The following is an 18678-nucleotide window of genomic DNA, read 5'->3' on the forward strand; positions in this document are numbered from 1 at the left end:
TCCGGAGTGCATGGCGCGCACTCCGGAGCCGACCGGGATCACAGCCTTACGGTTTCAGGCACCGCGTCAGTCGTTGACGCAGGTGTTGCCAAAGGCAGGGTTCAGCAGCCCGATGATGTCAATCGTGTTGCCGCACAGGTTGATCGGCACGTGGATCGGGACCTGGAGGGTGTTGCCCGAAATGACACCCGGGGAGTTCAGGGCAGCGCCCTGCGTCCCCGCGTCGGCGACGGCGATGCCCGCGCCAGCGAGCACCAGACCGCCGGTGGCAGCCGCGGCAGCGACGACCTTCTTGATCATTATTCCTCCTTGTTGGCAATGCGGTCCCAGCCGCGGACCGCACCCTCTGCAACGAGGAGAAGGTGATGAAGCTACGAGCCTATGACGCCATTCACTCGTTCCGGCTAAATGCGTACGCCTGGCCGATTGTCCGGCCCGCGTACCACGTCAGGGCACGGATTTCCGCGCCGCGGCGCGGGAATTCACCGCTCAGCTCTGCTCGATGAACCGGTCGAGTACACGCGTACCGAACTTCAGTCCGTCGACCGGAACCCGCTCGTCCACGCCGTGGAACATCCCGGCGAAGTCCAGCTCCGGCGGCAGCTTGAGCGGCGCGAAGCCGAAGCACCGGATACCGAGGTCGTCGAAGGACTTCGCGTCCGTACCGCCGGAGAGCATGTACGGAACGGCCCGCGCGATCGGGTCCTCGGCCTTCAGTGCCGACTGCATGGCCGCCACCAGAGGGCCGTCGAAACCGGTCTCCAGTGCCTTGTCGGCATGAATGTCCTCGCGCTTGACCCGCGGACCGAGAATGCGGTCCAGATCGGCCAGGAATTCCTCCTCGTGGCCGGGCAGGAACCGGCCGTCGACAGCCGCGGTCGCCTGGCCCGGGATGACGTTGACCTTGTAGCCGGCGCCCAGTTGGGTCGGTGCCGCGGTGTTCTGCAGCGTGGCACCGATGATCTTCGCGATGCCGCCCAGCTTGGCGAGGGTCTCCTCCATGTCCTCCGGGTCGAGTTCGGTGCCCAGGGCGTCCGACAGCTCGTCGAGGAAGGACCGTACGGTCTTGGTCACCCGCACCGGGAACTTGTGCCGCCCCAGCCGCCCGACCGCCTCGCACAGCTCCGTGATCGCGTTGTCGCTGTTGGTCATCGATCCGTGACCGGCCGTGCCGTCCACGGTCAGCCGCATCCAGTGCATGCCCTTCTGGGCCGTTTCCACCAGGTACAGCCGCAGGTTCTCGTTGACGGTGAAGGAGAAGCCGCCGACCTCGCCGATGGCCTCCGTCACCCCCTCGAAGATCCCGGGGTGCTTGTCGACGAGGTGGCGGGCGCCGTACACGCCGCCCGCCTCCTCGTCGGCGAGGAAGGCCAGCACGATGTCGCGCGGCGGTTTGCGGCCGGAGCGCAGGCGGTCGCGGACGACCGCGAGCGTCATCGCGTCCATGTCCTTCATGTCGACCGCGCCGCGGCCCCACACACACCCGTCCGCGATCTCCCCGGAGAACGGGTGGTGGGTCCAGTCCTCGGCGTTGGCGGGCACCACGTCGGTGTGCCCGTGGATGAGCAGCGCGGGCCGCGACGGGTCCGTGCCCTCGATGCGGGCCACCGTCGAGGCGCGGCCCTTGTGCGACTCGATGATCTGCGGCTCCAGCCCGACCTCGGCGAGCTTCTCCGCCACGTACTCGGCGGCGGCACGCTCACCGGGACCGGAATGGTCGCCGTAGTTGCTCGTGTCGATCCTGATCAGGTCCCGGCACAGGTCGACGACCTCGTCCTCGCCGGTGACCGTACGGGCCGGCTGCGACTCGCTCACTCTGCCTCCTCATGGTTCACGGCCGCGCCGTCCTCCCGGTGGGGCACGGACCGCGGCGGGGGTCCACCGCCATCCTCCCCCTCGGCGGCGCTGCGCCCAAGGCCGCAATGTTCCCGACATGCGCTGGTCACAGACGTACCCCCGGCTCCGGACGGCCGTGATCGACCACCCCTGAACGTTTGCTATTGTTTTCCATGTCGGAAGGGCCCAGCGGGCCGGACCGGCAGACACCTGGTCCGGGTGGCGGAATGGCAGACGCGCTAGCTTGAGGTGCTAGTGCCCTTTATCGGGCGTGGGGGTTCAAGTCCCCCCTCGGACACCACAAAGAGGATGAAGACCCCAGCCCAGCTGGGGTCTTTCGCATGGTCGGACCCGGTCCCCGGTCCGCCCGCTCCAGGGCGCCGGCGGGCCGCTTCACTCGCTAGCCTGCGCGCATGAATGTTCATGTCGTCATAGGTTTTGGTCCCGCCGGAGCGGCCACCGCTCGGCTGCTGGCGGAAAAGGGTTGCGCGGTACGGGTCGTCACGCGGTCGGGCGGGCACGCGGAGCCGGGCATCGAGCACGTCGCGCTGGACGCTTCGGACGCCGGGCGGCTGACGGAGGCCGCCCGGGACGCGACGGCGATCTACAACTGCGCCTCGCCGCCCTACCACCGCTGGACCCGCGACTGGCCGCCGCTGGCCGCCGCGGTCAACCGTGCGGCCGAGGCGACCGGCGCGGTGCTCGTCATGCTGGGCAATCTTTACGGGTACGGCCCCGTCGAGGGTGAGATGACGGAAGCGCTGCCGCTCGCGGCGACCGGTCCCAAGGGGCACGTACGCGCCGAAATCTGGGAACAAGCACGCGACTTGCACGAAAAGGGCCGTATCCGGGCGGTCGAAGTACGTGCCTCGGACTTTTTCGGACCGACCGTGACCGACGGCGGGCACCTCGCCTCCCGGGTCGTGCCGCGGCTGCTGCGCGGCAGGCCGGTGTCCGTCCTCGGCGATCCGGACACCCCGCACAGCTGGACCTATCTCCCCGATGCGGCCAGGACCCTGGTCGAGGTCGCGGAGCAGGAACGCGCGTGGGGGCGGGCCTGGCACGTGCCGACCGCGCCGGCGCTGTCGGTCCGGGAGATGGTCACCACGCTCGCGGCGAAGGCGGGAGTGCAGCCGGTCGCGGTGCGCCGGCTGCCGCCTGCCGTGGTGCGCGCACTGTCGGTCGTATCACCGCTGCTGCGGGAACTGCAGGAGGTGCGATACCAGTTCGACCGGCCGTTCGTGGTGGACTCCAGCGCGTACCGCACCGCCTTCTCCGTCGAGGCGACACCTCTTGACCGTCAGGTCGAAGCGACAGTGGAGTGGTGGCGCGGCCGGCCGGCCGACGGGTGATGCGGAAGCCGACGGTCCCGGGCGTGCGTGTGGGGGGCGGCTGAACGGCAGGCCGGGCCGCCCAGTGGCAGCTGCTCATCGCGCCGGCGCCGCGCAACCGTGGCAACCGGTCGCCGTCGCGACGAGCTCTCCCTCATGCGGACACCCCCGTCGTCCGCGTGAGTGGACACCGAAACTGCTCTGTTCATCTCCGCTAACGCGATCCCGACGGTAAGTGCACGCAAGAGTCCTGTCAACTAGGATGAGTTGGCACTCCCAGGCAGCTCACCCGGCGCACTCACAAAGGAGCCCCGATGTCGTCACTGGCCGGGAAGGTCGACAAGCTGTTCACCACGATCCGCGCGAACGGCCGCGAGTACACCTACGAGGAAGTCGCGCGCGGGTGCAGCGAACTGAGTGGCGGCACGTTCTCCAAGACCTACGTCTGGCAGCTGCGCACCGGCCAGCGCACCAACCCCACCAAGCGCCACCTGGAGGCGCTCGCGGCGTTCTTCCGGGTGCCGGTGGCCTACTTCTTCGACGACGACACCGCCGACCGCGTCGACTCCCAGCTCGCCCTCGCCTCCGCGATGGGCAACGCGGAGGTCCGCGACATCGCGCTGCGCGCCATGAGCATGGACGACTCCGGCCGCAAGTCCCTGGCCCGCATCATCCGCGAGGTCAGCATGATGCACGCCACCACCGGCGCGACGCGCGGCCGGCAGCCGAGCCGTTCGGCCGACGGCGAGGAGTAGTGCTCCGGATGCCTTTCCCCTGGCGTGACCGCCACGGCAGAGGGTCTTCCGGGATGAAGGCCCTGCGCAGGCAGTGCCGGGAAAAACTGGCGTCGTTCGGGCTGCCCGCCTCCTACGACCTCCCGCAGCTGTGCGACCACCTGGCCCGGGTACGGAGCCGGGAGATCCAGCTGGTGGCCATGCCGATGGAGACCTCGGGCCCGTGCGGCCTGTGGCTGTCCTTCCCCGGTACGGACTACGTCGTCTACGAGGCGCACACCAGCCGCCACCACCAGGAACACATCATCGCCCACGAACTGGCCCACATGATCTGCGGCCACCACGGCGTCGGCGTCCCCGGGACCGACCCCAACACCCTGCTCTTCCCGGACCTCGACCCGGACCTCGTGCAGGACCTGCTGTACCGCGAGAACTACTCGGACGCCCAGGAACAGGAAGCGGAGGTCATGGCCTTTCTCCTCGGGGAGGCGCTGCGCGCCGGCCCGCGCCGCGGGAGTACGGCGGCACCGGATCCCGACAGTGCGCTGGGCCGTATCCACGGATCGCTGAACTGGCGCCGTGAGGACGGTTCATGACCGGCATCACCCACATCCGCTATCCGATCGCCGCGCTCGCCTGCTGGATCGCGTTCGCCTACACCCTCGTACCGCTGCTGCGCGGGCACCGCCGCAACGCGGGGCTGACGGCGCTGTGCGTCTCCTTCGGGTGCCAGGGGATGTACCTGTCGATGTCCACCCCCGCCCGCTGGACGGGCACCCTGTTCGGCACCATCACCTGGTACAACGTGTCGGTCCAGCTGTGGATCATCGCGGTGCTCGCCTGTCAGCAGATCCTGCTGATCCACTGGATGTACCCGAAGGCCGAGGCACGGGTACGGGCCCGACGGCGTCTGCTGCTGCTCGCGGTGGTGCCGGTGACGATGGTGGTGCTGTTCTTCCTGGCGACCCTCCAGGGCCCGCCGCGCAACGTCTTCAAACACCCCGGCGACCAGCCGTTCTTCGTCGCCTACCAGGCCGCGTACCTCACCGCGTTCGTGGCCGGCAAGGTCCTGGTGGCCCGCGCCTGCTGGCACTTCGCCAAGCTCACCGACCACGCGTGGGTGCGCCGCGGGCTGCGCATCGCGGCGGCCGGCGCGGTCGTCGAGCTGGTCTATCCGGCCGGCCGGTACGCCGACGTCTTCCTGACGCAGTACGGCTGGAACCCGCTGCGCTGGTCCGACGTCTCCCGTACGACGCTGACGATCGGCATGGTCCTCAACATCGTCGGCTGGACGGCGCCGCTGTGGGGGCCGCGGGTCTCCGCCGCCCGCAGCTGGCTGGCGGACTACCGCAGCTACCGGCTGCTGCGCCCGCTGTGGCTGGCCCTGCACCAGGCCCACCCGGAGATCTCCCTGCCGTCCAGCACCGGCAGCGATCTGTCGGCCCTGTACGACCTGCGGTTCCACCTGCACCGCCGGGTGATCGAGATCCGGGACGGCTGTCTGGCGCTGCGCGGGCACCACGGCGATCCGGGCGCGGTGCTCTCGCCCGGTCAGGGCGCCGCCGAGGAGCGGCACGCGGAGGTGGAGGCGGCGCACATCGCGGCGGCGCTCGCGGCCGGGCCCCGGGCGCCGGGGCCCGTGCCGGACGGCTGGGCGGCGGACGGTCCGTCGGCGGACGCCCCGGCCGGCACCGTGGCGGACCTGTCGGACGGGGACCAGCCGGGTACGGACGGCGTGCCGGTACCCGCCGCGGCGGGCGGGCCGGACTTCTCCGCCGACGTGGCATGGCTGGTCAAGGTCTCCCGCGCGTTCGCGCGCGTCCGGCCCGCGGTGGTGCGGGCCGGACAGTAGCCCCGTGCGGGGCCTCGTACGGGCGGGTCACCCGGCGAACGCCACGCCTTCCAGCCCCTGGCCGACGCCGGACACGACGAAGAGGTTGCCGGCCTCCGGCTCGACGTCCCCGAGGTCGCGGCGGGCCGAGGTGACGTACAGGTCGGTCAGGTCCGGGCCGCCGAAGCCGCAGGAGGTGGTCAGCGAGGCGGGCAGGTGGATCTCACGGTCCAGCCGCCCGTCCGGGGTGTAGCGGCGGACGGCGCCGCCGCGGAAGAGGGCCACCCAGACGCCGCCCGCGGTGTCGGTGCACATGCCGTCCGGCAGGCCCTCGGTGTCCGTGATGTCGGTGAACACGCGGCGGTTGGCCGCCTTGCCGGTGTCGAGGTCGTAGTCGAAGACGTCGATACGGCGGGTGCGGGTGTCCACGTAGTACATCCGGGTCGCGTCGGGGCTCCACGTGATGCCGTTGCTCAGCTGGATGCCGGTGGCCGCGGTGTGCACGGTGCCGTCGGCGTCGACGCGCGCCAGCCAGCCCGGGGAGGTCTCGCCGGCGATGGTGCCGACCCACAGGCGGCCCCGGCCGTCGACGGCCGCGTCGTTGCCGCGCACTTTCTCCCGGGACCATTCGGTGAGCCACCGGCGGGATCCGTCCGGTGCGGCCACCGCGACGCCGTCGCGCAGGCTCAGGACCAGACCGCCGCCCGCCCGGGGCAGGGCCGCCGCCACCGGCTGGTCGACGGCGGTGACCGTGTCGCCGCCGTCGGAGGGGCGGTAGCGGTGCACCTCGCCGTCGTTCATGTCCACCCACAGCAGGGAGCCGTCGGCGGCGTCCCAGGCGGGGCATTCGGCAAAGTGCGCCCGTACGGCCAGGGCCACCTCAACACTCACAGTGCACATTCTCCTCGTAACGGGTGTATGGGGGTCACCGCTTGCGGAAGGAACGGGGTCACGGGGTCAGTACGGGGCCGAGCGCGTCCATCAGTTCTGCCGTGCCCCGGCCGTCGAGGACGTCGACGACCGGCAGCCCCAGCGGGCGCAGGCTCGCCACGTTCTCGCGGCCGCGGGTGGCGACGGCGACGACGGGGGCCTGGCCCAGTTCTTCCACGATACGGATCTCGCTGCGCGGGTCGGCCACCGGCAGGTGCTCCCAGTGGTAGCGGTGGGTGCGGCGCGGGTCGTGCACGAAGACGACGGCGTCCGGCCGCGAGCCCTGGAGGATCGCGGTGGCCAGGCCGCCGAAGGCGGGGTGCAGCACGGACGCCTGACCCTTGATGATCAGCAGATCGTGCCGGGCGTCCGCCCGCTGCACCAGGTGCTCGACGAGCCCGGCCGCCTGGAAGACGGGGGTACGGTCGATGATCGCGCCCTCCGTGCAGCCGGCGAGCAGGCAGGTCTGGCCGGTGCCGACGTAGCCGGAGTCGATGCCGCGCGCCAGCGCCTCCCGGTGCAGCTGGAGGGCGACGGTCCGCTTGCCCACCACGCAGTCGCTGCCCGCCACGTGGACGAGCTTGGCGCGGCCGCGCCCGAGGCGGCCGGAGTACTTCGGCAGTTCGTCGTACGGGCGCCGGACGTCGACCAGTTGCTGGCCGTCCGCGGTCTTGTCGGCGAACTCCGTGTGCCGCAGCTGGAGGTGGAGGCAGGAGATGACGTGCAGGCCGTTGCGTACGGCGGTCGCGATCTGCTCCCACCAGAAGTCCGGGAGGTCGCCCGGCGGCCGCGGCGCGTGCCGCACCTCGCCGTCCACGACCTCCACGTGGTCGGACTCGGTCATCGCCACGACCAGCGCCTCCGGCCCGTACGGCAGGGCCTCCTCCAGCGAGGAGACGACCGGGACGTCGGTCCCCGGCACCACTGACGCCGTGCTGCCGGACGGGTGCAGGCGGTCGATGACCGCCACGGATTCGAGGACGGTGCTGTGCCGCAGCACCCCTTGCGCGGTCTTGCCTTCGAGACGCGCGAACACCCCGTCGGCGAAGAGCACGGCACGGAGCGGCAGCCGAGGAAACCCGGAAAGGACCATGTCCGGAACCCTACCGACCGGATCATTCCCGCGGAATGACGGGGCGGGCCACGGCAGGAACCTGCCGGGAGCCAGGGGTCTTTGGTCATGTGGCCGGTCCCTGGGCCGCCGCCGTCCCGGCCCCGCCGGCGAAGGTCTTCGACTCCATCAGGAACTCGGCGAGCGAGCCGTCGTGCGGCAGTCCGGGGCGGGTCCAGTGCGTGGGGACATCGCCCAGGTGGACGTTGCGGATCCGCGGGCTCGCGAGACATTCCCGTATCAGGGACGCGTCCTCGCTCAGCACGGTGAGGGACAGGGTGCGGCCGAACGCCGACGGACGCAGTTCCGGGTGCCAGGGAGCCACGGCCACGTACGGGAAGGGCAGTTCGGTGCCGAAGCGCGGGTCCCGCGGACTGTCGAGGGCGACGACGACCGGCCGGAGGACGGCGCTGCCGTCACCCAGGCCGGCGATGAACCGTTCCCCGGAGTCTGCTCCGGGTGCGGCCACCAGGTGCGTACCGACGGTGTCGTGCAGCTGCTGTGCGAGGTGCCGGGCCTCGGCCAGTGGCCGTACGGGCAGCGCCGCTTCGGGGTGGTCCGGCGGCAGCAGCGGGAGGCGCCCGAGCCGCTCGGCCAGGGCCTGCGCGAGGCCTCGCGGGTCCTCCTCGCACAGGACGGCGCCGGCGTTGAGGCACTGCACCCCGGCGTCGGCGGCGACCGAGTCGGCGATGGTGTCCAGGTGGGCCCGCCACGGCACGTCCCCGGTGATCAGGATCTTGGAGCGGCCCGGGCCCTGCGCGAGCACCCGCCGGCTGTCGGCGTAGCGGGCGACGACGCTGTCACCGCCGTAGACCAGTCCGAGATCGGCCTGCTCGACGAGGGCTTCCGCGTGCGCGTGGCTGGTCGGCAGCAGCGCCGTGTACGCCGGTGCCAGGCCGGCCGCGCGCAGGGCACGGACCAGCCGCCGCGGGGTGTACGGGTCGCGCTGGGAGGGGCGTACGGCCACCCGGTAGCCCAGAGCGAGGGCGCCCAGCCACTCCAGGTGGGTGGCCGGGTGGTTGCCGGGCGCCAGGACGCCCAGGATGTCGCCCTTGCGTACCCACACCGCCGTCGCGTCGGCGGCGGCGGACAGCTCGTCGAGGAGCCGGGCGCCCGTGGGGCGTTGCGCGGCCAGGGTGTCCGCCGCGGCGCGGCCGGTCCGCGCCACCCGGTCGAGGGTGCGGCGGGCGACGGACACGGGCAGCCCGGAGACCAGGGCCTGGCGGCGGCAGTACGCGTCGGGGGTCTCACCGTCCAGGGTCGCGGTGGCGAACAGTTCGCCCGCCCGGACGAGGGCCGCGAGGCGTTCCCCGGTGGGCTGTTCCGGTGCGGCGCGCATCTCGTTGATCACTTGGCGGATCAGCAGGGGCGGCGCGAGGGACAGTTCGCCCGCCGGGCTGCCGGTGGCGTCGGTGAGGGTGGTGCGGCTGGCGGAGCGGTACGGGCCCGAGGGCCGCTCGACGGTGATGCCGGTGCCGGTGCCGGAGCGGGGGCCGGTGTCAGTGCCGGTGCTGGAACCGGCTCCGGTTCCGGCGGCCGCTTCGGGGTGGCCGGGCACGTCAGTACACCCCCTCGATGATCTTCGTGCTGCCGTCGGTGAACGGCTGCACGTCGGCCACGCCGTCACCCCCGAAGCCCGGCACCGGCGCGACACGGATCGCGGTGTCCCGTTCGAGCACGTGCGGCAGCAGCACCTCGGGGCTCAGCTGGCGCATGCACACCCGTCCCCGCTCGCCGTACGCCACCTCGCGGGACAGGTCGTCCGGGTCGAGCAGGGACAGGTGCACGTACGGGTGGAAGCTCTGGAAGACGCAGGGTTCGGTGTCACCGGGCACGGCGGGCCGCTGGGGTGCCGCGCCCATCATCGTGTTCCCGTACAGGCCGCTGAAGGCCGCGTCGGGGAAGACCTCGGTGGACAGCAGCCGCAGCGTCTCGGGGTCGATGGAGGTGCTGCCCCACATGATGCCGCGCACCTTGTCGCGGACCAGCCCGGCGAGGCGCGGGCGTTCGGCGATCGCCTCCAGGAGGGGCGGGGTCGCGTACAGCAGCGAGATGTGCTGTGAGGTGAGCACCCATTCGGCCTGGTCGAGGATGTGGTCGACGTAGTGCCGGGCGATGTCGGTCTGGCCGTCCTGGAGGCACCGCCGCACCCAGCGCGGATCGAGGTCGACCGGGAAGAACACCGCGTCGCGCAGCCGGGCGAGGCCACGCAGCGCCTCGGCGACGACGTGCGGCCCGGTGGGGCCGAGGAAGAGCAGGTTGCCGTCGCCGGAGGGAAAACCGTGCTGATCGAGGATTTCGGACCACCAGCGGGTGTTGCGCCCCCACTGGCCGAGGTCGACGATCCGCTTGGGGGCGCCGGTGGTGCCACCGCTCTCCCAGACGGAGGGCCGCCCGCCGAGGTCGCGCAGTCCCACGGGCAGCAGGTCCTCCACCGGTACGTCCCGCCACTCGGCGCTGACGTCGGGGAAGCGGTTCAGGTCGGCGAGGGTGGTGATGTCCTTGCGCGGGTCGAAGGGCAGCGACGCGGCGCGCTCCACCCAGAACCGGGAGCCGGTGGCCGGGTCGAAGTGCCATTCCATGGCCGCGGCCACGACGGCGTCGGCGGAGGGCAGTTCGTGCCAGGGCGTGCCGAGTACGGCATCCACGTCGCGCATCTGGTTCACCTCTCTGCTGGCTGAAGCTGCTGGCCGGGTGCCTTCGGCGCGGGGCGGCCCGGGAGTGGCGGGCCGCCCCGGGCCGGGCCCGTCCGGTGGATCCACCGGATCATGGGATGTTTGGCCGGTGCAATGCGGCCCGGGGCATTCCGGCTTGAACCGCACCAGGGCTGGCCAAAACCGCCTCCCCGCTGCTGACCACGGGGTGGTCGGGGTGCGCCTGGCCCCGGCCCGCGGATTCCGTTTCGCCGTCCGCCGAGGTCGGGGCCGCCGCACATCTCAGGCTCTGGTGGCACGCAGCGCGAACAGCAGGGGAATGCGCGGTTCCTGCGGGGGCAGCCGCCACCAGCCGTGGTCCGCCTGCTCCATCGTCGCGAACCGCTTCCAGGGCAGCAGGTCCGTCTCGCGCAGCAGGTCGACGGTCAGCCCGGCGCCGACCAGCGCGTTGACCGTCTCCCCGAGGCCGTGCCGCCACTCGTAACTGGTCGTCGCGCCCTCCACCGGCGGCCCGTCGGTGTACGTGTGCGGCGTGTCGCTGCGGATCACGCCCCGGCCCTCCAGGTAGTCGTGGGCCAGCAGCAACTCCGCGTCTCCGGGTGACCGGCCGGGGTCGGGTGTGGCACCCAGGGAGTTGAGCAGCGGGTGGAACTCGACCACGTACAGCGTGCCGCCCGGCCGCAGCAGCCCCGCGACGACCTGGGCCCACCGGGGCAGGTCGGGCAGGTAGCAGAGCGCGCCCTTGCCCGTGTAGACCACGTCGAAGCGGCGGCCGCCCAGCGCTTCGGCGGCCCGGTGCACATCGGCCTGGACGAACTCGACGTCCCGTCCGGCGGCGGCCGCCAGGCGGCGCGCCTGGGCCAGCGCCGCGCCGGAGAAGTCCAGGCCGACGGTGTGCGCGGCGCCCCGCTCGGCGAACGCCTGGGTCTCGGTGCCGAGGTGGCACTGGAGGTGCAGGACGTCCCGCCCCTCCAGGGGCCCGAGGTCGTCCCACTCGAAGGGGGCGAACCAGTCGTCGGCGGTCCGCGAGCCGTCCAGACCGTAGAAGTCGCTGGCCACGTGCACCGGGGTACGGGCGTCCCAGTTCTCCTGGTTGGCCCGCAGCATGGCGTCGGTCGTGGGGGCGGCGGCCTGGTTGGACGTACCGCCCTGATGAGAGGTGCCGTCCTCGTGAGGCGTTCCGCCTTGGCGGGACGGACCGTTCTGGCGAGACGTGCTGCCTTGCTGAGACCTGCTGTCCTGAGTAGTCACGACGGCGTCCCTACCCGGCCGTCCGCGGCCGGATGCCCGAGGGAGGACGCCGCGGCTCAGGTGCGCGGCGGCGCTGTGCGTCCGACCCGGTGAGGAGGTGGTGCGCGGTGTATCCACCGAAGAGCTTCGACATCGGCTGGCCGGATCTCGCGTACGGGATGGCGGCCTGCGGGCGGGACGGGGGCGCCGGGCGGTGGGCGGCCACCGTGGAACGGCGGTTCGGGGACGGCGGTACGGGCGGGAGCGCGGGGGCGGCGGCCGGCGGCGCGCACCGGTGCCTGGCGGCGCTGTCGGTGCGCAGCGCGTTGGACCTGGCATTGAGCGCCGCCGCACTGCCCCGCGGCAGTGAGGTGCTGATGTCCGCCGTCACGATCCCCGACATGTGGCGGATCGTGACGGAACACGGGCTGGTCCCGGTGCCGGTGGACCTCGACGCGGGCACCCTGCTGCCCTGCCCCGAGCAGTGGGAGGCAGCCGCCACCCCGCGGACGAAGGCCGTCGTCGTCGCCCACCTGCTGGGCACCCAGGCACCGCTGGGCCCTCTCACGGAACTGGCCGCGCGGCGCGGCTGGCTGCTGGTCGAGGACTGCGCCCAGGCGTACAGCGGCCCGGACTTCCGGGGCAGCCCCGGCGCGGACGTGTCGCTGTTCAGCTTCGGCCCGATCAAGACCGCCACGGCGCTGGGCGGCGCGGTGGCGGTCGTTCGCGATCCCGGCCTGCTGGCGGCCATGCGCGCGCTGCACCGGGAGTGGCCGGTGCAGCGACATGACGCGCAGGCCCGGCGGGTCGCCAAGTACGCCCTGCTGGCGCTGCTCACCACGCGGCCGGTCTACAGCGGTGTGATGGCCACCGCCGGCGCGCTGGGGCGCGACCACACGAGCGGTCTCCAGGACACGGTGGGCGCCTTCGCCGGTACGGATCTCATGCCCGCGATCCGGCACCGCCCGAGCGCCGCGCTGCTCGCCCTGCTGGACCGGCGGCTGCGCGCCCCGGGCACGGCTCTGGCGGTGGCGCAGCGGGCGGCGACGGCACGGCGGTTGGTGGCGCGGCTGCCCGACCCGTCGCTGGTGTACGGAGTGGGCGCGCCCGTGCACACGTACTGGCTGTGTGCCGTGCCCACCCCGGACCCGGTCGCGACAGCCGCCCGCCTGCGGTCCGCCGGCTTCGACGCGGCGCGGCCGACCTCGCTGGGCGCCGTACCGGCGCCGCCCGGCCGCCCGCAGGGCGCACGGACCGCGGCGCACCTCGTACGGCAGGCCGTGTGCCTGCCGCTGCGGTCCGGCATGCCGGAGCGGGCGCTGGACCGGATGGCGGCCGTGCTCGGTCCGGCGTCCGGGGCGTGATGTCAGCCGGACCGGGGCCGGGGACGTCGCGCGGCGGGCTCTGCGCCTGTGTGCTACCGGCGCCGGTCCTCGCCGCTGCCGGTCTCAGGGCGCCGGGCCCAGAACAGCGCATGGCCCCCGGCGCCTTCCGGTACGAACTCCTCGCCGTCCAGCGTCAGCCCGGCCGCGGTGATCCACTCGCGGTAGGTGTCCGCGCCGGGGTGGCTCCACCACATGGTGGCCCCGGTGCCGAGCCAGTTCTCCTCGGTGCCCGTCCAGGCCCCGTGACCGGCGACGGCGAGCAGGATGCCGCCGGGCCGCAGCAGGCCGGCGATGCGGGACAGCAGGAGGGGCTGTTCGGCGAGCGGCAGGTGGATGAGCATGTACAGGCAGACGACGGCGTCGCAGGAGGCGGCGGGAAGGGCGAGGCTCATAGCGTCGGCGCGGTGGAAGGTGGCGCGCGGCACGAGTGCACAGGCCCGCCGTATCTGCACCTCGCTCAGGTCCACGCCGGTCACGGCGTGCCCGGCGGCGCTCAGGGACCGCGCCACGGGGACACCGCATCCGCACCCGAGGTCGAGCACGTCGGCGCGGCCGGGCAGCCGGCCGAGCAGGGCGGCGATCCAGGGTGCGTACACGCCGTCCCCGGCGTCGTCGGCACGGTAGGCGTGGGAGACGGCGTCGTAGCCGCGCCGGACCAGGTCTTTGGGGTCCTCGGGGCCGCCGGGGCGGGAGCCGGAGGGCCGAGGGTCGTCGGGGAGCGTCACGGACGCCGACGGTAGAGCGCGCTCACGGCAGCGGACGAACGTTTTTCCGGTACACCGAGCGCAGCACCTGGCTCTTGGCCGGGCCGCCCACCCGCCAGCGCAGGTGCCACTCCCCCGGTGAGACGGCGGTGAACTCGCCGTCGTACAGGTCGGCGGCGCAGGGGTGGCGGGTGGTCCAGTGGCCGGTGCGCAGGTCGAGGTCGTGGAAGGGCCGCCCGTCGGCGAAGGTGATCTCGGCGGTGCCGTCCGGGCGCGGGCACAGCCGCAGCGTGCGGGTGGCCGGGACGGTGGTGCCGTTCCAGATCAGCTCGCCCTCCTCGACGTGCAGCAGCGCGCCGGGGGCCGGCCGGTCGGCCGGTCCCTCCGGGACCTCGCGTTCTTCGTGCCCCTCGGGCCGGAAGTGCGCCGTTCCCCGGAAGGTCCCCTGCGTACCGGTCCGGACGTCCAGCACCGTGCGGTCGATCGTCCACCAGCCGGCCAGGTACGCCGCGGCGTCCGGGACCGCATACGGGCCGCCGGGCGCGGTCGCGGTGTCGGGCTCTGTGGACATGGGGTCATTGTCCCCGGTGGGGGCCCGCCCGCGGCGGCCGGGCCGGGGGAATTGCGGTGCGGGCGTACGGAGCCGGTCAGTAGGGTGCCGCGGGGCCGGGGATGCCTTCCGGCCGGGACGGCGACGTGTACGAGGAGACGGTGTGAGCGCAGTGGGCGGCGGATTCGGGACGTCCGGGGCGCCCCGGACGCGGCAGGTGCTGGTCTTCGATGCCGACGACACGTTGTGGGAGAACAACGTGATCTTCGAGCGGGTCATCGAGGAGTTCCTGACCTGGCTGGACCATCCGGAGCTGGGCCGGGACGGGGTACGGGCGATGCTGGACGAGATCGAGGCCGCCAACGCCGTGGTGCACGGTTACGGCAGCAAGGTGTTCCTGCGCAGCCTCGGCGAGTGTGTGCGGCGGGTGCGGCTGCGGGAGGCCAGTGAGACGGAGCTGGCGCGGATCGCGGACTGGGCGCGGGCCTTCGAGGCGGACGAGGTGGAGCTGATCCCCGGGGTGGCCGAGACGCTGGCGGAGCTGGCCGGGCGGCACGAGCTGCTGATGCTGACGAAGGGGGACGCGGACGAGCAGCGCGCGAAGGTGGACGCGTCCCGGCTGGCCCACCACTTCCGCGGGGTGCACATCGTGCCGGAGAAGGACGCCGGCACGTACCAGGAGCTGATCCGCACGTGCGCGCTGACGCCGACGGACACCTGGATGATCGGCAACTCCCCCAAGTCGGACATCCTGCCGGCCCGGAAGGCGGGCCTGAACGCGGTGTTCATCCCGAACGACCACACCTGGGTGCTGGAGCACGGCGTGCTCGACCCGGCCGACGAGAAGGTGCTCCGCCTGGAGCGGTTCGCCGAGCTGCTGCGGCACTTCTGATCCGGACCGCGCGGCCCGGCGTACGGCCCGGGATGCGCCTGCACGCCGGTCGCGAAGCGGTGGGCGGGCGGCGCGCGGCGGTGGTGCCGCGCGCCGCCCGGGGTGGTCACATCGGGTCGGTGTCCTTCAGTACGCCGTCCAGGGCGAGCCAGCGGGTGATGCCGATCTCGCGCAGGAACCGCACGTCGTGGCTGACCACGATCAGGGCGCCCCGGTAGGACTCCAGCGCCGTGACGAGCCGGCGTACCGAGGCCATGTCCAGGTTGTTCGTCGGCTCGTCGAGCATCAGCAACTGGGGCGCGGGCTCGGCCAGCATCAGCGCCGCGAGCGTCGCGCGGAAGCGTTCGCCGCCGGAGAGCGTGCCGGCCTGCTGGTCGGCACGGGCGCCCTTGAACAGGAAGCGCGCCAGGCGGGCCCGTACCCGGTTGCCGGTGGCGTCCGGGGCGAACCGGGCGACGTTCTCGGCGACGGTCAGGCCGTCGTCGAGGACGTCCAGCCGCTGCGGCAGGAAGCGGTGCGGTACGTGGATCTGCGCCTCGCCCTCCTCGGGCGGGAGCTCGCCCGCCAGCGTCCGCAGCAGCGTGGTCTTGCCGGAGCCGTTGCTCCCGGTCAGCGCCACCCGTTCCGGGCCGCGCAGTTCGAGGTCGGCGTACGGGCCGTAGCGGGCGCGCAGGGCCCGCAGGGTCAGGACGCCGCGGCCCGGCGGCACCTCGGTGTGCGGCAGGTCGACGCGGATCTCGTCGTCGTCCCGTACCGCCTCGGCGGCCTCGTTCAGCCGCTCCCTGGCCTCCTTGAGCTTTTCGGTGTGCATGATGCGGTGTTTGCCGGCCGAGACCTGGGCCGCGGCCTTGCGCGTGTTCATGATGATCTTCGGTTCGCGTTTCTGGGCGTACATCTTGTGGGCGTACCGGGTGCGGCGCGCCAGTTTCACGTGCGCGTCGGACAGTTCGCGTTTCTGGCGGGCCACGTCGGCCTCGGCGGCCCGCACCATGCGCTCGGCCGCCTCCTGCTCGACGGCGAGGGCCTGTTCGTAAGCGGTGAAGTTGCCGCCGTACCAGTGGACTTCGCCGTCGCGCAGATCGGCGATCCGGTCCACGAGGTCGAGCAGCGCACGGTCGTGGCTGACCACGATCATGACGCCGGGCCAGCCCGCCACCGCGGCGTACAGCCTGCGGCGGGCGGCCAGGTCGAGGTTGTTGGTCGGTTCGTCCAGCAGCAGTACGTCGGGGCGGCGCAGCAGCAGCGCGGCCAGCCGCAGCAGGACCGACTCGCCGCCGGACACCTCGCCGATCGTGCGGTCGAGGTCGATGGAGTGCAGGCCGAGCTGGTCGAGGGTGGCGCGGGCGCGCTCCTCGACGTCCCAGTCGTCGCCCACGGCGGCGAAGTTGGCCTCGCTCGCGTCGCCGTTCTCGATGGCGTGCAGGGCGGCGCGGGTTCCGGCGATGCCGAGGGCCGCGTCCACCCGCAGCCCGGTGTCCAGGGCAGCGTTCTGCGGCAGGTGGCCGACCTCGCCGGCCACTCTCACGGCCCCCTCGGTCGGCTGGAGCTGACCGGTGATGAGCTTCAACAGGGTTGATTTTCCTGACCCGTTGAGGCCGATCAGGCCGGTACGGCCGGGGCCGACGGTCAGGTCGAAGTCCTCCAGGACGGGGGTGCCGTCGGGCCAGGCGAAGCCGAGGCCGCAGCAGACGACGGAGGCGGCGGAAGAGGCAGTCATACGGGTCTCCTCGATGCGCGGTGAAGGTAGGGGTGACAGCGCGGGAGACACCACGGGAAGGTCCACGAGAGCCGGACGGCGGCACCGGGCGGTGGGCCGGGGCGGAGGGCAGGCCGGGAATCCGGATCGCCGAGGTCGCGGACAGGGGCGCACGACGGGTGCCGGGCGCGCGCCTCGCGCGCGTTCGCACCTCGCGCCGTGGGCGCGGTGTCTCAGGACCTCAGACGAGCAACGGCCTTCTCCTGTCGGCGGCAATGGGACCGAGAAGAACGGTACGGGGGACGGCACGAAAACGCAAACGCTATTTCGGTTGCGTTTACCGCAGGAGGAGTCGCGCCTGCGCCCTTCCCCCCGCAGCCGTCCCTCCCGGCCCCCCGGCCCCACCCGGCGATCACCCCACCGCGCGCAGCCGCACCCGCGCCGGCCCGGCGGCCTGGAGAGTGATCCCCGCGGTGAGCGGCACGTCCCGGTCCACCGCCGTCAGTTCGTACGTACGCAGCAGGACCGCCGCCGCCAGTACGGACTCCAGCATCGAGAAGTGCTGCCCGATGCAGGCCCGCGGGCCGCCACCGAAGGGGAACCACGCGTAGCGGTGGCGCGCCGCCTCGCGCTCCGGTGTGAAGCGCAGCGGGTCGAAGCGCTCGGGGTCCTCCCACAGGTCCGGGTCGCGGTGGGTCACCCAGGGCGAGACGATCACGTCCGCGCCGTCCGGGATGCGGCGCCCGCCGATCTCGGTGGCCGCCACGCCGCGGCGGCTGACCACCGGCGCGGCCGGGTACAGCCGCATGGCCTCCTTGAGGGCCCGCGTCAGCCGCGGCAGCCGTTCCAGGTCGGCGGCCTCGGGGTCGCGTCCGGCCAGTACGGTGTCGATCTCCTCGCGTACCAGCGCCTGTTCGCCGGGGTGCCGGGCGAGCAGGTGGAGGGTGAAGGCCAGCGAGGTCGCGGTCGTCTCGTGTCCGGCCAGCAGGAAGACCAGCACCTGTTCGCGGATCTCGGTGGCGTCCAGGCTGCCGTCCTGCGCGGTGCCCGCACGGGTCAGGAGGGAGAGCAGGTCCGTGCCCTCGCCGTCGGCGGGGTCCCCGGCGGCCCGCCGCCCGGCGGCGATGCTGTCGCAGACCGCGTGCAGCTCGGCCGTCGCGGCGGCGGCCTTGCGGTTGGCGGGGGTGGGCCAGTGGCGGGGCGGGTTGCGGGGCGAGAAGCCGCGCTGCACCACGTACTTGTTGATCACCGGGAAGCAGCGGTGCACGGTGGCGACCGCGGCCTCCACGTCCGTACCGAACAGGATGCGCGAGACCGTGCGCAGCGCCAGCCGGTTCATCTCGTCCACCAGGTCGACGGTGCCGCCGGGCGGGGTCCGCCAGCGGTCGGCGACGGCCTGCGCCTCCGCCGCCACGGCCGCCGCGTAGCCGTCCACCCTGCGCTTGGTGAACAGCGGCTGCACTATCCGCCGCTGCCGCAGGTAAGCGGCGTCCTGGCTGGTCAGCAGGCCGTTGCCGAAGGACTGCCGGACCTCTTCGTAGAACGGGTGGTCCTTGCGGAAGTTCGCGGCCTCGGACGCCAGGACCTGCTGGGTGCCCTCGGGGGAGAACACCCCGTAGAAGACGCTGCGCAGGCCGGGCGGGCCGGCCACGAAGCGGACGAGGTCGCCGTGCTCGCGCCGGGCGCGCGCGAACGTGTCGAGCGTGCTGCGCCGCAGGTCGAACATCGAACCCAGGAACGGAACTCCCTTGGGCCCCGGTATCGCCGGGCCGGAATGCGTCATGGAGGTCATGG

General features: G+C 72.8%; 17 protein-coding genes and 1 tRNA gene. 7 read left to right on the forward strand and 11 right to left on the reverse strand.

Going from position 1 to position 18678, the window contains the following annotated elements:
- Positions 1 to 66: 66 nt before the first annotated feature.
- On the reverse strand, positions 67 to 300 hold the full coding sequence (locus ACZ4Z1_RS02565) for a chaplin (protein ID WP_361154179.1): 234 nt from the start codon (positions 298 to 300) through the stop codon (positions 67 to 69).
- A gap of 189 nt (positions 301 to 489) precedes the next feature.
- Positions 490 to 1815 (reverse strand): M20/M25/M40 family metallo-hydrolase, encoded by a 1326-nt coding sequence (locus ACZ4Z1_RS02570; protein ID WP_468484714.1) that lies wholly within the window; start codon positions 1813 to 1815, stop codon positions 490 to 492.
- Positions 1816 to 2049: 234 nt separating this feature from the next.
- On the opposite strand from ACZ4Z1_RS02570, the gene ACZ4Z1_RS02575 reads away from it, so the two are divergent.
- The 5 genes from ACZ4Z1_RS02575 (at position 2050) to ACZ4Z1_RS02595 (ending at position 5753) form a co-directional block, all read left to right on the forward strand.
- A tRNA-Leu gene (locus ACZ4Z1_RS02575) sits at positions 2050 to 2137 on the forward strand.
- Positions 2138 to 2249: 112 nt separating this feature from the next.
- On the forward strand, positions 2250 to 3188 hold the full coding sequence (locus ACZ4Z1_RS02580; RefSeq protein ID WP_468484715.1) for an NAD-dependent epimerase/dehydratase family protein: 939 nt from the start codon (positions 2250 to 2252) through the stop codon (positions 3186 to 3188).
- Between the two features lie 293 nt (positions 3189 to 3481).
- A complete protein-coding gene (locus ACZ4Z1_RS02585) occupies positions 3482 to 3922 on the forward strand; it encodes an XRE family transcriptional regulator (protein WP_385232585.1) in 441 nt (146 codons plus the stop codon).
- A gap of 53 nt (positions 3923 to 3975) precedes the next feature.
- Positions 3976 to 4497 (forward strand): toxin, encoded by a 522-nt coding sequence (locus ACZ4Z1_RS02590; protein ID WP_468484716.1) that lies wholly within the window; start codon positions 3976 to 3978, stop codon positions 4495 to 4497.
- Entirely contained in the window at positions 4494 to 5753 is a 1260-nt protein-coding gene (locus ACZ4Z1_RS02595) for an MAB_1171c family putative transporter (protein WP_468484717.1), read from the forward strand. Before ACZ4Z1_RS02590 ends, ACZ4Z1_RS02595 begins: the two co-directional genes overlap by 4 nt.
- 27 nt (positions 5754 to 5780) lie before the next feature.
- Here ACZ4Z1_RS02595 and ACZ4Z1_RS02600 read toward each other — a convergent pair whose 3' ends face one another.
- The 5 genes from ACZ4Z1_RS02600 to ACZ4Z1_RS02620 all read right to left on the reverse strand — a co-directional run bounded on the left by ACZ4Z1_RS02600 (position 5781) and on the right by ACZ4Z1_RS02620 (position 11534).
- A complete protein-coding gene (locus tag ACZ4Z1_RS02600; protein WP_468484718.1) occupies positions 5781 to 6632 on the reverse strand; it encodes an SMP-30/gluconolactonase/LRE family protein in 852 nt (283 codons plus the stop codon).
- A 49-nt stretch (positions 6633 to 6681) separates the two neighbouring features.
- Positions 6682 to 7755: a DUF1611 domain-containing protein gene (locus ACZ4Z1_RS02605; RefSeq protein WP_468484719.1), complete on the reverse strand. Its 1074-nt coding sequence runs from the start codon at positions 7753 to 7755 to the stop codon at positions 6682 to 6684.
- Between the two features lie 85 nt (positions 7756 to 7840).
- The gene (locus ACZ4Z1_RS02610) at positions 7841 to 9331 is read right to left on the reverse strand and encodes an aldehyde dehydrogenase family protein (RefSeq protein ID WP_468484720.1); all 1491 of its coding nucleotides are present in this window, start codon (positions 9329 to 9331) and stop codon (positions 7841 to 7843) included.
- A 1-nt stretch (position 9332) separates the two neighbouring features.
- The gene (locus ACZ4Z1_RS02615) at positions 9333 to 10430 is read right to left on the reverse strand and encodes an acyl-CoA synthetase family protein (protein WP_468484721.1); all 1098 of its coding nucleotides are present in this window, start codon (positions 10428 to 10430) and stop codon (positions 9333 to 9335) included.
- A gap of 279 nt (positions 10431 to 10709) precedes the next feature.
- On the reverse strand, positions 10710 to 11534 hold the full coding sequence (locus tag ACZ4Z1_RS02620) for a class I SAM-dependent methyltransferase (protein WP_468484861.1): 825 nt from the start codon (positions 11532 to 11534) through the stop codon (positions 10710 to 10712).
- A gap of 251 nt (positions 11535 to 11785) precedes the next feature.
- On the opposite strand from ACZ4Z1_RS02620, the gene ACZ4Z1_RS02625 reads away from it, so the two are divergent.
- Positions 11786 to 13021 (forward strand): DegT/DnrJ/EryC1/StrS family aminotransferase, encoded by a 1236-nt coding sequence (locus tag ACZ4Z1_RS02625; protein ID WP_468484722.1) that lies wholly within the window; start codon positions 11786 to 11788, stop codon positions 13019 to 13021.
- A 53-nt stretch (positions 13022 to 13074) separates the two neighbouring features.
- Here ACZ4Z1_RS02625 and ACZ4Z1_RS02630 read toward each other — a convergent pair whose 3' ends face one another.
- Both ACZ4Z1_RS02630 and ACZ4Z1_RS02635 read right to left on the reverse strand, forming a co-directional pair.
- Positions 13075 to 13767 carry a class I SAM-dependent methyltransferase gene (locus tag ACZ4Z1_RS02630; RefSeq protein WP_468484723.1) on the reverse strand — a complete coding sequence of 231 codons (693 nt, stop codon included), beginning with the start codon at positions 13765 to 13767 and terminating at the stop codon, positions 13075 to 13077.
- A gap of 22 nt (positions 13768 to 13789) precedes the next feature.
- Positions 13790 to 14317: a DUF6314 family protein gene (locus tag ACZ4Z1_RS02635; RefSeq protein ID WP_468484724.1), complete on the reverse strand. Its 528-nt coding sequence runs from the start codon at positions 14315 to 14317 to the stop codon at positions 13790 to 13792.
- Between the two features lie 142 nt (positions 14318 to 14459).
- Between ACZ4Z1_RS02635 and ACZ4Z1_RS02640 the strand changes: the two genes are divergently transcribed.
- Entirely contained in the window at positions 14460 to 15188 is a 729-nt protein-coding gene (locus ACZ4Z1_RS02640; RefSeq protein ID WP_468484725.1) for an HAD family hydrolase, read from the forward strand.
- Between the two features lie 106 nt (positions 15189 to 15294).
- Here the strand turns inward: ACZ4Z1_RS02640 and ACZ4Z1_RS02645 are convergent, their stop codons facing one another.
- Together ACZ4Z1_RS02645 and ACZ4Z1_RS02650 are read right to left on the reverse strand one after the other, a co-directional pair.
- The gene (locus ACZ4Z1_RS02645) at positions 15295 to 16905 is read right to left on the reverse strand and encodes an ABC-F family ATP-binding cassette domain-containing protein (protein WP_468484726.1); all 1611 of its coding nucleotides are present in this window, start codon (positions 16903 to 16905) and stop codon (positions 15295 to 15297) included.
- Positions 16906 to 17296: 391 nt separating this feature from the next.
- Positions 17297 to 18676 (reverse strand): cytochrome P450, encoded by a 1380-nt coding sequence (locus ACZ4Z1_RS02650; protein ID WP_468484727.1) that lies wholly within the window; start codon positions 18674 to 18676, stop codon positions 17297 to 17299.
- Between the last annotated feature and the right edge of the window lie 2 nt (positions 18677 to 18678).

The sequence above is a fragment of the Streptomyces sp. NPDC030165 genome (assembly GCF_055573595.1).